Here is a 14,246-nt window from a genome sequence, read left to right on the forward strand (position 1 = left end):
TTAATAGAAATCTTTATATTTTTAAACTTTTCTGATATTTTAACGTAAAGAACTTTCTTTTTATTCATTTTTTTTCGTAATCTATACTACTTTTTTATTATGTAAAGTATATTTTAAATAAACTGAAAGGAGATTTGAGTAGCCTATAAATGGAATAAAAACATTGAGGTATACTCATATTTTTATGAAGCACATTACAAGAAGAAATTTTTTAAAAATTGGTATGCGTACTTGTCTCTATTCATTTATAACCAGTAGCATCGGATACTACTATGCTAAATATATAGAGCCCCATTTCATTTCTTTTACACAGCACACATTAAAATCACAACTCATCCCAAAAAGTTTTCATGGTATAAAAATTCTTCAATTCAGCGATTTACATCTCGGATACTATTTCTCGCTTCAACATTTATCTAAAGTTGTTTCTAAAATTAATGCTGTAAATCCAGATATTGTCCTTTTTACCGGAGATCTCATTGATAATTATCAAACGTATACTGACACTCCTTTCGTTGCATCCATTTTAAAAAATATACAAGCCCCCTTCGGTAAATTCGCTATTTATGGTAACCATGATCACGGTGGATATGGAACTGAATACTATGAGCACATCATGCATGAATCTGGATTTGAACTATTGCTAAATAGTGAAAAAAGAATTCGTTTAATGGATAATAGTGAAATTTCTATTTTCGGTCTCGATGATATACTACTAGGCAGACCAAAAATAGAGAAAACATTAGAGCATGCACGGCAAAGTACTTATAACATTGTTCTTGTTCACGAACCAGATATCGCGCCCAAAGTTTCTAAATATCCAATCAACTTGCAACTTTCTGGTCATAGTCACGGCGGACAAGTACAAATTCCTTTTTTAGGACCTATTATTACACCAGCACTCGCCCAAGACTATATTGAAGGCTTCTATACAATTCAGGATTTAACTCTCTATGTCAATCGAGGCCTCGGAAGAACACGTGTCCCATTTCGTTTTATGTCAAAACCTGAAATTACACTTTTTATACTTCAACATTCGTAATAATTCGCCTATTTTCTTGCATATCCTTTCTTGTACGCGCTCATCCATGTTTCATTTACCATATGATGAAAGTGAGTCCAATAAAGGAGGTATGTTCATGTATCCATATTATCAACCAATCCCAGTCCGTTCAGCACCTATTGGTCCAGTAGGCGACTCACGCTTCTTTCCGTTTTTTGGCGTTCCCTTTCTAGCTGGAATTGCTGGTGGATTGCTCGGCGGAGCATTAGCTTTCGGCCCTCGACCGTTTTATCCACCTTATCCACCACCTTTCCCGCCGCCAGCACCTTATCCTTGTTACGGTGGACCATGTCAGCAACCATACTATTACTAAGTTAAAATAACGATTCTTTCAAATGTTATTCTCTCAACGAACCACCTTATTACACGCTTATAATAAAACTATTGTTTCTACTCATCCTTCCATTTTGGGAGCATATGAGTAGAAAAAAGTAAAAACCTCTTATGGACATAAGAGGTTTTTACTTTTTTCATTATTCAGCGTCTGTATTTTGATATGCCATCTTAAACAACTTCACTTGGCTATCAATTTCTTCTGTACTACCATTAATAACATAATAGTACTCACCATCTTTATTTTGTTCACGTGTTTTCACATTATCAGCTAATGTAAGCTGTAAAATCGCCTTAATTCGTGCCTTCATTTCAATATCTAATATCGGGAAAGATATTTCCACTCGCTTCTCCATATTTCGCGTCATCCAATCAGCTGAAGATAAATATATTTTCTCCTCCCCATTATGATGGAAATAATAAATACGGCTATGTTCTAAATATCTTCCAACAACACTAACTACACGAATATTTTCACTTACATTTGGAATACCAGGTCGTAGGCAGCATGTTCCTCGAACAATGAGCTCTACCTTTACTCCAGCTTGTGATGCTTCGTACATTTTTTTAATTAATGGTTTATCTGTTAATGAATTCATCTTAGCGATAATATATCCATTTCCATATTGCCTATGATAACGGATTTCTTCATCTATTAAATCCATAAATTGCTCTCTTATATCAAATGGAGCAACCGATAAATGATGAAAATGTGGCTTTGTTGTATAACCACTTAAATAATTAAAGAAATTGGTTGCATCAACCCCAAAGTCTTTTCTTGATGTAATATATCCAAAATCAGTATATAACTTCGCTGTTGCATCATTATAGTTTCCAGTTCCAAGATGTACGAACCTTTCAATTTTTCCGTTTTTTCTTCTTACAACTAACGTAATTTTACTATGTGTTTTCAAGTGACTTACACCGTAAATAACATGACAGCCTGCCTGTTCCAATTCTTTAGCCCAATGAACATTGTTTTCTTCATCAAACCTTGCTTTTAATTCAACTAATACCGTCACTTGTTTTCCCTTTTCAGCCGCTATCTTTAACGCCTGAATAATCGGTGAATCACCACTTACACGATATAACGTTTGTTTAATCGCAAGTACATTCGGATCGTCTGCCGCATCACGAACAAAATCAACTACCGGCTGAAAGGATTCAAAAGGATGATGTAATAAAATATCATGCTCAATTGCTTTTTCAAATACATCTTCTTCATCACCTAAATCTTGAGGCGGTTGCGGAATAAGAGCTGGATATACAAGATGTTCATATAAAGGAGCTAGTTTTTTATATAAAGAAAACAAACATGTTAAATCTAATGGACCATCCATTATATATACATCTTCATCTTTTACTTCTAGAACCTCATATAATAACGCTAATACTCTTTCATCAATGTGTTCTTTCCCAACCTCTAAACGAACAGCAGCCCCCCACTTACGCTTTTTTAATTCTTTTTCAATTACCTTTAATAAATCTCTCGCACCTTCTTCATGAATCGTTAAATCTGCATTGCGTGTAATACGGAAACGAGTAACAGATGATACTGTATATCCCGTAAATAATTTATGAGTAAAGCTACTAATTACGTCTTCTAATAAAATAAATTTATGCTTTTGCCCTTCGCTCGGTAAAATTATGAAGCGCTCAAGTAATGAAGGAACTTGCACAATTCCTAATTTCGTCCTGTTTTCTTCTTCCGCTTGCTTCTCATCATATAAAAGAGTAGCCAAATTCAAACTTTTGTTTAATAACATTGGAAATGGGCGATATGCATCAATAGCTACAGGAGTTAACACCGGAAAAATTTGCTCATCAAAATACTCTTCTATAAATTCTCGCTGCTCTTTCGTCAAATCATTGAATGTTAAACGTTCAATTCCCTCTAACTCAAGCGCTGGTAATACATAATTTTTAAATGTATCATATTGTACTGTCATTAGTGCATGGGCTTTTATCGCAATTTTATTTAATTGCTTTTTTGGTGTTAAGCCAGCTTTATTTTCTGGTTGATTAAATCCAGCACTCACTTGATCCTTTAATCCCGCTACACGCACCATAAAAAATTCATCTAAATTCGAACTAAAAATACTAATAAATTTCAATCTTTCCAAAAGTGGATTATTTGCATCTTGCGCTTCTTGTAAGACACGTTCATTAAATGCTAACCAACTTAACTCTCGATTATTGTAATAAGCTGTATCATTTAAATTTACTGCATTCCCCTTCAATAATTCCATTCTCTTCACACTTCCCCTTGAAACTTTTTTACTATAATTTAGTTACTTTTATTTTAGCAAATTACAATATTATAAAGTGTAAATTTTTTGTAAAGACATCCGTACAACCTAATGTTTTAGTTCAAATAACAAGTTAATATTCGTTTTTAATACTCTTTCTAACTGTTTTTTTTGTTTTTCAGCTTGCACTTTTTCCGCTAATGCTGATTGTTCGCATAAAACTTTAAACGTTAACCCTTCTTCGTTTTCTGTTATAGATATGGTATCAACAAGCGATCGTTGCCTTACATTTAAAGTAGCTGAAAATTGTAAAACAGCTCCTAACAGGCGGATTTTTTTTTGTTCGCTTTTATCAAACCAACCTTCAAATGGTGATAAATGTTGTTTAAATAACATTTTTGATTTATACGATGCAATAAGTGCTAGCCTTACTCGATCTTTATGCATCATGCCATCAATTGTCTTATTCGCTAATAAATAAAACGTATGTAAACGGCTCGCTTCTTCGTCTATATATTTGCCTATATTAAATACTTTCGCTGCTTGATGGAACACTTCCCAGTCTTTTACTGACATAGAAATAAGCCCTATTTCCTCAAGTTGTTTGCAAATTAGTCTTCCATGTTTAATAAGTTGAATAACAAATTCCATATCCATTTCGTATTCATGTGATAGTAAATGCAAACTTTCTTCAACTACGTTCGGATAATATGAAATCCCCAAATCTTTTGTCAACTCTTCATAGAAAACACCTTCTCTTAACCCTTTTCTACTTAATACAAATGCCGGTGCCTCTATAACATGAACAAGTGTATGAAATACTTCAACCGCTGGAATAATCGTATCCGCTCGATCTTTTGCCAATCCTTCCAATTTCTGAAGTTCTATGAACGACAATTTTTCTAATTCATCTTTTACATTTTCAATATCTTCTTCTTTCATCTTGTATAAATGTAATCCTGCTATAGGATAACATATTAAATTTTGATGGATTTTTACTAAGTTCCTCGCACTACCACCAATTGCAATAAGAGGCAATTTCTTATTGCTTAACCATGGTAACGTTCGAAATTGAAACTCTAAATACCGTTGCATTCCTTCTAACTCATCTTTAGTAGGAATATCACCTTTAATAAATTGTTGCTTTAAAGAAAGTGCCCCAAAAGGAAAACTATGGTACTCTAAAATCTCTCTATTTCTAAAGTATGTAACTTCCGTACTTCCCCCACCAATATCTACCGTTATTCCTTCTGAAAACGATGTAGAATTCATAACCGCCAAGTATCCGTAACGCGCTTCCTCATACTCTGATAATACTCTAAGAGTAAAGTCCGTTTGTCCTTCAATAAGCTTTTTAATTTCCTCTTGATTCTCAGACTGTCTAATTGTTGCTGTTGCAACACAAAGTACATGATGCAACTGATGGAACCTTGTACTTTCTTGAAATTGAAATAATGTCTGTAATAATACTTCTATTCCCTCTTCATTCAACACACCATCAATTAAGTAATTTCTTAACCTAGCAACCACTTTCGTATTTTCAATCTCTTTATAAAAACCTCCATTTTGCTTTTCATAAATAACTAAACGCATTGTATTAGATCCAATATCTATAATGGCATACTGTTGTTTTAATATTTCTTTCAAACTTCTCACTCTTTCATTATCAAATTTCAAAAGCATATTCTATTACTATTATACAAAATAGTTGTTTTTTGTAACAATATTGCTTTAATATTGAAAATATATACAATCACTTTTTGCATATAATAAAAACCTCTTTATTTATGGTATAATAATGAAAAATTGAAAGGAGATTCAATATGAAACCTTCACAACCACAATCTCAATTACAAAACCAACATTCTATTAATCGACTAGCTCAATCTATTTTCGTTGTGAATCGTCATGCTAAAGCAGCTACTAATCCTAAATATTTATACTGGTTAAAAAAGACAGCTTTAGAACGTTTGATTGCTGAAAAAAAAGCAATTAAAGAAGGATTACATTTTTCTAGAAACCCACGTTTTAGCCAACAACAATCTGATGTCCTTATACGTTTAGGCGATTATTTTTTCCACATCCCTCCTACGAAAGAAGATTTTCGAATTCTACCGCATCTTGGTCATCTTGAATCCTCCTATCGAAATCCGAAAACAACCTTATCTTTAACAGTAGCAAAAAAAACACTTCAAGATTATATTGGTCCTGAAGCATTGAAACAAGAAAAAAAATTAAGTGAACCTGTTCCATGGTATAGTCGTACTTATACAAAAAAATAAAACAGTTTGGCCAAGTGTAGGCCAAACTGTTTTATTTTTTCTCTTCTTTAATTTTAATATTTGCTTGTTTATAAAAAGCTACTTTTTCTGTATTATAAGACTTTGTGAATTCATTAAATTTATCTTTTTCTGACTCAATATCCTTATAAGATTGATTTACTACTTTTACTTTTTCACTAATATCTTTTAATTTAGTACCTTTATCTTGTAACATTGTGTATAACTCTTTTTCTTGTTTTAAAGATTTATTATAGCTGTCATACATTTTATTAAATGAATCGTGTCGTTTCTCATAGGTGCTTTTCACTTTATCAGCTTGATTTTTCAACTTATTATCTTCAATTTTCTTCACATACTTATCAGCTGACTTCACTTCTTCTTGCGCTTTATTTAAAGCCTCTTTTTCTTTTGTAAGTACTTTTTCTCGTTCAGTTGTATTCTTTGCTGCTTGATTCAATTTTTCTTTAACAGTTTGATTATTATCTTTTCCTTCTTGCACAATCTGGTTATATAATTCTTGTCCTTCTTTCTCTAAAGCCTCAAGTTTTTTTGCATCTTCAAACATTGTTTTTTCTTGTTTAGCAGCGTTTTCAAACGCTACATATAATTCTTCTTCTGGTTTCGGTCCAAAACAACCGGCTAATAAAGTCATTGATAATGCAGTTATAATTGCTAATTTACTATATTTCAACATCTCTTCCTCCTATTTATAAACGACCATCGTGTAATATAAAAAAGTTATAAAATATGTAATTGTTCTATACACTCGCATCTTTTTTACGAAGATCATTAATATTGTTTGTACGAATTATTACTTAATATTACATTATTCTTTTTGAAGTATTTAGCAGTTCCATATCCATCTTTAAGTATAGTTCTTCGTGTTTTTTAAAACCTGTTCACACTATGTATTACCTTAATGGCCACAGAATTTCACCTCAGTCTTAATAAGACTATAATAGTTCACCTGATAAAAGGTGATCGTTCCGCTCTCACGTCTATCATTCCCTTTCCAGCTTTCTATCAAATAATCTCTTTGTTCATTTTACACAGTACAATCGATATCTCGCAACAACTTACAAATATTCTTTTCATTTCCTAAAAAGGAAAAGTGTAGAGCTTGCTTTCCTCTACACTTTTAAAATAAAACACATTGTGCAAATTGCATTGGCACTACCATCATAATTATATGCTTATTTCATATATTTTTAAAGACTTTTATTACAAACGCAACGTTTTTTGTAATAAAAGTCAAAAAAATGTTACAAATAAAACTTCTTCCTATCATATATCTTCAAATCGAAGCTTCACTCATTTTCTTGCAAATTTCTATACTGATACAATTGATTTTGCGACTTTCTCAACAGTTCTTCAAACGTTTTTCCTTCTACTGGATAGCTAGCTGCTCCAAATAAAAGAGTGACACTGAGTAAATCACCTTCTATTTCACTTTCAATATTTTTCATTAATCTGTTTGTTATTGTTGATGTTTCATGACCATTATCAATTGCTACAATAACATACTTATTTTCATCCCACTTTGTAACAACATCTCCCTTCCGAATTGTCTTTACAATGGTACTCTCTAATTTTTGTACTAACACTCCCAATTTTTTTTCTTGCAACGTGTCTTTTAATCCTTCCCATTCTTTTACAGAAAGAATGTAAACTGTAATATTACGGGAATCTCTTTCAGATAAAGCGGCTACTTTCCCAAAAAAATCAACAACAAAATCGTTGCTTGCCATTCCTCCTACTTCCACATTCATATGCTTGTTCGCTCTTTTATCGTACCAATGTCCAAAATAATAACTTAGTATCATTTGCAGTATATAAATAATAAAGACGGTATAAAATGATCGTGAATCCAGTTTTGCAATTACATCCTGAAGTGCAATCCATTCTGTAACTGCCACTGTATTTCCAAGTAATAATCCACTAATTTTCCCTTTATGTTTCATACTTCTCCCCCTTTTATACCAATATATGTTTCTATATCAATAATGTTTTTCTACAAAATAAAAAATGTACATATGCAATGTACATTTCTGCTTAAGCTTGTATACCTTTCCTACTCTATTTCATATATATAATATATAACTTTTATAGAAAGGAGTAATCTATATGCTACAAAAAGAGAATCTATCAGATGCTATGCGTTTACTAGCTGGTTTTCTATTATCATTAAAATTATTATTTACCTCTTTCGGCATACACTTTATTACAAACGATCAAATCGACGCAATTGTAAATGTTGTTTCATTTTTATTTATTCTATACTTTGGCTACAAAAATAACTATGTAGGAAAAAAAGGAATAGAGCAAAAGAAAATACTCAAAAAACACAACCTTCACTAAAAAAGGAACCTTTTGTACAGGTTCCTTTTTATCATTGCCGCACAACAACTTCATTTGTTTGCAGTGGACCATATGATATCTCTTTATCTTGAAATGTATATGTAGCCTGAAAGAATGCTTGTTTAAGAGCTTTATCTTTATTAGCTTTTATTTTGCAACGTAGTTCCACCTTTTCATTTGGTAACAAATCATCAATTCGCCACCTTACAAGCTGGAATAAAAACTCACTTATCCCCTTATCAACTTTTAAAGAATTAGGAATATAAGCAAAGTAATCTCGAATCATATGACTTACAACAACTCTCGAAATCATTTCTATCCCTTTATTTTCCACTTCAATTCGCATAATAAGTATGTCGTTTACATCGTAGGTCAATTCATACGAAAATTGTTCTGTATACATACTACCAATTTGCAATGTAACGGCTACTTGAGGAAATTCATTTTCCTTTTTCGATCCGTCAATCCACAATACTGGTTGTAGCGGTATTGAATACTTTCCTGTATCCGAAATTCGTCCCCATATTTTCATAATATATATTCACCTCATTTCAGATGTACCATACACACAATGAATTCCCCAACTTACTAAAGCTTGCTACAAGTAATGTTTAATATTTCTCTTCCTTTTATCCTATTCGACAATATGAAGAAAAAACCATTTTTCATCTATTAACAGAAGGTGTTCTTTATGAAATTTTTTTACAATTTACTTCATTTCCTTTATAGCAATATTCGTATCGCTCACTCGTTCTCTACTCATATGAAAGAATATTTTGACGGAAGAAAAAATTTGCCTTATAGTCAAATTTGACTATAATATTCTTTATGGCATATTAGTGCACTTATGGAAAAGAAATTAAAATCAACTATACATTTAAATTTTTTATCCACTGCACTCAAAACTTAATATAGTTTACTTATTTCTAAAGGAGGGTTATATTTGGAAACTCAACCATTAAAAAAAGACACCAACAAGACAAAATTTGTTGTTGCTGGTTTGCTACTTGGTATATTAATGGCCGCAATGGATAATACAATCGTTGCAACCGCAATGGCAACAATCGTTGGAGACCTAGGAGGCTTTGATAAGTTTGTTTGGGTCACATCAGCTTATATGGTAGCAACAATGGCCGGGATGCCTATCTTTGGGAAACTTTCTGATATGTACGGGCGGAAACGTTTTTATATTGGGGGCCTCATTCTTTTCTTATTCGGTTCTGCGCTTTGCGGAACAGCTTCAAGTATTGAGCAATTAAGTATTTATAGAGCTATTCAAGGTATCGGTGGTGGTGCCCTTATGCCTATCGCCTTTACAATTATGTATGATATCTTCCCACCAGAAAAACGCGGGAAGATGACAGGGCTATTCGGTGCTGTTTTCGGGACATCTAGTGTATTCGGTCCTTTATTAGGTGCTTATATTACAGACTATATAAGTTGGCATTGGGTCTTCTATATCAATATTCCATTAGGACTTATCTCCTTTTTCTTCATTACTAAATACTACAGTGAGTCTCTAGAATTTAGAAAACAAAAAATTGATTGGGCTGGTGCTATTACACTTGTCATAAGTATCGTTTGCTTAATGTTCGCATTAGAACTTGGTGGTAAGGAATATGCCTGGAATTCCACTGTAATTATTGGCTTATTTACAACAGTAGTTATTGCGCTTATTATTTTCTTCTTTGTAGAAAGAAAAGCAACCGAGCCTATTATTTCGTTCCATCTATTTAAAAAACCTTTATTCGCAGCTAGTCAAGGAGTTGCCTTTTTCTATGGTGCTGCTTTTATTATCTGTACAGTTTATATTCCAATCTTCATTCAAGGCGTTCTTGGAGGTTCGGCCTCTAATGCTGGATTAATTTTAACACCAATGATGGTTGGTTCTGTAATTGGAAGTCAAACAGGAGGACAATTAGCTTCTCGAACAAGCTATCGTAACATTATGATGGTATCTGGTGTCTTCTTCGTTCTTGGTATTTATTCATTAAGTACTTTAACAATGGACACACCTCGTTTACTCGTAACACTATTTATGATTCTCGCTGGGCTTGGTGTTGGCTTCTCATTCTCAGTATTAAGTATGTCTTCTATTCACAAGTTAGAAATGCGAGACCGCGGTTCGGCGACATCAACAAACTCATTCTTCCGATCACTCGGTATGACTCTTGGTGTAACGATTTTCGGTACAATTCAAAATCATATTTTTACAGATAAACTAAACTCTGTGTTCCCCCCTGAACTAGCAAAATTAGCTCCAAAAGGCGGAGACACAAGTTTCTTATTATCACCAGGCGCTACCGCAAAAATTCCTGCTGAAATATTAGCGGGTATTAAAGAAGCTCTCGCTACATCTATTGCGAACACATTCTTCTGGGCACTCATCCCGGCTGTACTAAGTGTTATTTGTATTTTACTAATGGGAAATGAACGCCTCTTTACAGGCCCTAAAAAGAAAGAAAAACAAAAGCAAGTCAGTTAATATAAAAAAGAAGCGGCATATCCCTTTATGAAAAAGGATATGCCGTTTATAATATGTATAAAGTTTTTATATACAGGAGTTGAGACAGCATGAGCATGAAATTAGTCATTCTCGGCTTGCTACTCGAAGGAGATAAACATCCATATGAAGTGCAGCATATTATGAAAGAACGACAAATGGATTGTTATATTAAATATGCTAAAGGATCACTTTATTACGCTTTCGAGCAATTAGAAAAGCAAGGCGCAATTCACATTACAAATGTAATTAGAGACACAAACCGACCTGACAAAACGATTTTTCATATAACAGAAGAAGGCAAAAAACTATTCCACACTTTACTATTAAAACAATTCGAAGCAAAAAACCAAATATATAAACCTATTTATTCAGCCCTATCTTTTGCTCACTTTAGCAATGATCATGAATTAGTTCCTATTTTAGAAAAAAAGAAAAATGATACTCTTCAATATTTACATACTATGCAAACGATATATGATTGTAATAAAGGAAAGGTTCCACGTGCACAACTATATATCTTGCAAAGTGTAATTGAGCATATTACAGTTGAATTACAATGGCTAAACACCCTCCTTAAAGATGCTATAGCAGGCCGACTTTCAGAAGTTGCTATAGATGAAAATTGAGCTATGAAAGAAGACATCCCTACTTCTTTCATAGCTCAATTTCTCTTTTTATACTGTAATATTATTAGTTACTTCAGAATAAAAAGTCAGAATAATAAGAAATAAAAACTTTGGAATTTTCTTATTTTAAAACAGTAGACAAAATTCCAAAAATTGTGTTAGAATTTGTTTCAATATCATATCGCTTGTTAAATTCCTTTCAAAAGGAAAATAGGTACACGAACATTTCGTTTCGTGTTTAAAAGGGAAGCTTGGTGAAACTCCAACACGGTCCCGCCACTGTAAATGCTGAGATTTCTTTTTGGTGCCACTGTGAAAACGGGAAGGTGAAAGAAATTATATGAAGCATAAGTCAGGAGACCTGCCTGTTTTAACAACACTGATAGATTCACGGATGATGATGAGGTGTTAAAACAAAAAGGAAGGCTTATTTTCTATGTCTTTGCACTTTTTGTTATAAGTATTTCCTAGTAAACGGAAATGCTTACTTTCAATTAGGGAGGAATTTAAAATGGCAATTCAAACAAGTAACTTAGGTTATCCACGTATCGGACTACAACGAGAGTGGAAAAAAACATTGGAAGCTTTTTGGTCCAATACAATTGATGAAGAACAATTTTTAACAACAATGAAAGAAATTCGCCTTCAACACGTAAAAGTACAGCAAGAAAAAGGGATTGAACTCATTCCAATTGGCGACTTTACATATTATGATCACGTTTTGGATACTGCCTATATGCTAGGATTTATCCCATCACGTTTTTCTGAGTTTACATCTTACCTTGATGTATATTTCGCAATGGCGCGTGGCTCTAAAAATCACGTAGCTTCCGAAATGACAAAATGGTTTAACACAAACTATCACTATATCGTTCCTGAATATGAAGAGGGATTACAAATCTCTTTAAAAGATAATCGTCCACTTCGCTTATACGAAGAGGCAAAACAAGAATTAGGAGTAGATGGAAAGCCTGTTATTTTAGGTCCATATACTTTCTTAAAATTAGCTAAAGGCTATACAAAAGAACAATTCCCTTCCATTTTAAAACAGTTAGTTGCACCTTACGTACAACTGCTTTCAGAACTACATGCAGCTGGTGCACAAGCCATTCAAGTTGATGAACCAATTTTCGCTTCTTTAACGAAAGAAGAAGTTCAACAAGCAAAAGAAATTTATGAAGCTATTCGTAAAGAAGTTCCAAATGCGACTCTTCTTTTACAAACGTATTTTGATAGCGTGGAAGAAAACTATGAAGAAATTATTACATTCCCGGTATCCGGTATTGGATTAGATTTCATTCATGGTAAAGAAGGTAATTTAAATGCTATTTCAAAATATGGATTCCCAGCTGATAAAACTTTAGCTGTCGGTTGTATAGATGGCCGTAACATTTGGAGAGCTGACCTTGATGAAGTTCTTGAGTTATTTACAACGTTACAAAAACAAGTCCAAACGAAAGATTTCATCGTTCAGCCTTCTTGTAGCTTATTGCATACACCGATCGATAAAACAGAAGAAACTCACTTATCGACTGAGCTATTTGATGCATTAGCATTTGCAAATCAAAAATTAGAAGAGTTAGTTCTTATTCATTCCGCTCTCACTCAAGGTACAGAAAGCATTAGTAATGAGCTGGAAACATATCGAAACGTACATCATACAATTCGCTCATCTGCTGCACGTAACCGAGAAGATGTCAAAGCAGCACGAACAGCACTAAAAGAAGAAGATTTTTCACGCCCTCTTCCATTTGAAAAACGATACGAATTACAACAAGTTGCCCTGGAGTTACCGCTATTACCAACAACGACCATTGGTAGCTTCCCGCAAACAACTGAAGTTCGTCAAACGCGAAAAGAATGGCGTAACGGTGTTATTTCAAATGAACAATATGAACAATTTATTGAAAAAGAGACAGAAAAATGGATTCGTTACCAAGAAGAAATTGGGCTTGATGTCCTTGTACATGGTGAATTTGAAAGAACTGACATGGTCGAATATTTTGGTGAGCGCCTTGCTGGTTTCTCATTCACTAAAAACGGTTGGGTACAATCATACGGTTCCCGCTGCGTAAAACCACCTGTTATTTATGGTGATGTAGCCTTTATTAACGGCATGACTATTAAGGAAACAGTTTATGCACAAAGCTTAACGGAGAAAGTTGTAAAAGGAATGTTAACTGGACCTGTTACGATTTTAAATTGGTCCTTCGTTCGAAATGACATTCCAAGAAAAGAAGTTTCGTATCAAATTGCACTAGCTCTTCGTCACGAAATTGAACTACTTGAATCTTCCGGAATTAGAGTAATCCAAGTCGATGAGCCAGCACTTCGTGAAGGAATGCCACTAAAAGAAAAAGATTGGGATGCTTATATTACATGGGCAGTACAATCCTTCCTTTTAGCAACTTCTTCTGTAGCAAATGAAACACAAATTCATACTCATATGTGTTACAGTAACTTCGAAGATATTGTTGACGCGATTCGCGCATTAGATGCAGATGTAATTTCTATCGAAACATCAAGAAGTCACGGAGAATTTATTGATACGTTAAAACATACAACATATGAAAAAGGCATCGGTCTAGGTGTATATGATATTCATAGCCCACGTGTACCGAGTAAAGATGAAATGTATAAAATCGTAGAACAATCTTTAGAAGTATGCGATCCTAAATATTTCTGGATTAATCCTGATTGTGGTTTAAAAACGAGAAGAACAGAAGAAGTTATTCCAGCTTTAGAACATATGGTTCAAGCAGCGAAAGATGCTCGTTCCCTTTTAAAAACAAACGCATAACAAAAATGGGTTATCCTTTTCTCAGGATA

The 14,246-nt window shown here is 33.4% G+C and carries 12 protein-coding genes and 1 riboswitch; of the genes, 7 read left to right on the plus strand and 5 right to left on the minus strand.

The genetic code is table 11. The features are described from left to right. Positions 1–184: 184 nt before the first annotated feature. Both AC3EMB_RS19540 and AC3EMB_RS19545 read left to right on the plus strand, forming a co-directional pair. Positions 185–1,042, plus strand: coding sequence for a metallophosphoesterase (locus tag AC3EMB_RS19540; RefSeq protein ID WP_488517231.1), 858 nt, complete (start codon positions 185–187; stop codon positions 1,040–1,042). A 97-nt stretch (positions 1,043–1,139) separates the two neighbouring features. Next, positions 1,140–1,376: a hypothetical protein gene (locus tag AC3EMB_RS19545; RefSeq protein WP_000283738.1), complete on the plus strand. Its 237-nt coding sequence runs from the start codon at positions 1,140–1,142 to the stop codon at positions 1,374–1,376. 160 nt (positions 1,377–1,536) lie between these two features. On the opposite strand, the gene AC3EMB_RS19550 is transcribed toward AC3EMB_RS19545, so the two are convergent. Both AC3EMB_RS19550 and ppx read right to left on the minus strand, forming a co-directional pair. Beyond that, complete coding sequence (locus AC3EMB_RS19550) at positions 1,537–3,645, minus strand: polyphosphate kinase (protein ID WP_168410522.1); 2,109 nt, start codon at positions 3,643–3,645, stop codon at positions 1,537–1,539. A 108-nt stretch (positions 3,646–3,753) separates the two neighbouring features. After that, a complete protein-coding gene (gene ppx / locus AC3EMB_RS19555; protein ID WP_140155653.1) occupies positions 3,754–5,328 on the minus strand; it encodes an exopolyphosphatase in 1,575 nt (524 codons plus the stop codon). A 140-nt stretch (positions 5,329–5,468) separates the two neighbouring features. Here ppx and AC3EMB_RS19560 point away from each other — a divergent pair, with 140 nt between their 5' ends. Beyond that, positions 5,469–5,927: a YkyB family protein gene (locus AC3EMB_RS19560; protein WP_000804864.1), complete on the plus strand. Its 459-nt coding sequence runs from the start codon at positions 5,469–5,471 to the stop codon at positions 5,925–5,927. Between the two features lie 31 nt (positions 5,928–5,958). Here AC3EMB_RS19560 and AC3EMB_RS19565 read toward each other — a convergent pair whose 3' ends face one another. Further along, on the minus strand, positions 5,959–6,621 hold the full coding sequence (locus AC3EMB_RS19565) for a YkyA family protein (RefSeq protein ID WP_000922469.1): 663 nt from the start codon (positions 6,619–6,621) through the stop codon (positions 5,959–5,961). 613 nt (positions 6,622–7,234) lie between these two features. Next, positions 7,235–7,888: a diguanylate cyclase domain-containing protein gene (locus AC3EMB_RS19570; protein ID WP_090977159.1), complete on the minus strand. Its 654-nt coding sequence runs from the start codon at positions 7,886–7,888 to the stop codon at positions 7,235–7,237. A gap of 163 nt (positions 7,889–8,051) precedes the next feature. Between AC3EMB_RS19570 and AC3EMB_RS19575 the strand changes: the two genes are divergently transcribed. Continuing rightward, positions 8,052–8,285 (plus strand): SPP1 phage holin family protein, encoded by a 234-nt coding sequence (locus tag AC3EMB_RS19575; protein WP_000939446.1) that lies wholly within the window; start codon positions 8,052–8,054, stop codon positions 8,283–8,285. Positions 8,286–8,316: 31 nt separating this feature from the next. On the opposite strand, the gene AC3EMB_RS19580 is transcribed toward AC3EMB_RS19575, so the two are convergent. Then, the gene (locus AC3EMB_RS19580) at positions 8,317–8,817 is read right to left on the minus strand and encodes a hypothetical protein (protein ID WP_488517232.1); all 501 of its coding nucleotides are present in this window, start codon (positions 8,815–8,817) and stop codon (positions 8,317–8,319) included. A gap of 411 nt (positions 8,818–9,228) precedes the next feature. On the opposite strand from AC3EMB_RS19580, the gene AC3EMB_RS19585 reads away from it, so the two are divergent. The 3 genes from AC3EMB_RS19585 (at position 9,229) to metE (ending at position 14,217) form a co-directional block, all read left to right on the plus strand. Then, positions 9,229–10,770 carry an MDR family MFS transporter gene (locus tag AC3EMB_RS19585; protein WP_053563725.1) on the plus strand — a complete coding sequence of 514 codons (1,542 nt, stop codon included), beginning with the start codon at positions 9,229–9,231 and terminating at the stop codon, positions 10,768–10,770. A gap of 89 nt (positions 10,771–10,859) precedes the next feature. Continuing rightward, positions 10,860–11,417, plus strand: a complete 558-nt coding sequence (locus tag AC3EMB_RS19590) for a PadR family transcriptional regulator (RefSeq protein WP_000062063.1) — start codon at positions 10,860–10,862, stop codon at positions 11,415–11,417. A gap of 195 nt (positions 11,418–11,612) precedes the next feature. Continuing rightward, positions 11,613–11,800: riboswitch (cobalamin riboswitch) on the plus strand. Positions 11,801–11,928: 128 nt separating this feature from the next. Further along, positions 11,929–14,217 (plus strand): 5-methyltetrahydropteroyltriglutamate--homocysteine S-methyltransferase, encoded by a 2,289-nt coding sequence (gene metE / locus AC3EMB_RS19595; protein ID WP_406653338.1) that lies wholly within the window; start codon positions 11,929–11,931, stop codon positions 14,215–14,217. Positions 14,218–14,246: the final 29 nt, after the last annotated feature.

The organism is Bacillus sp. LQ16 (assembly GCF_057784645.1).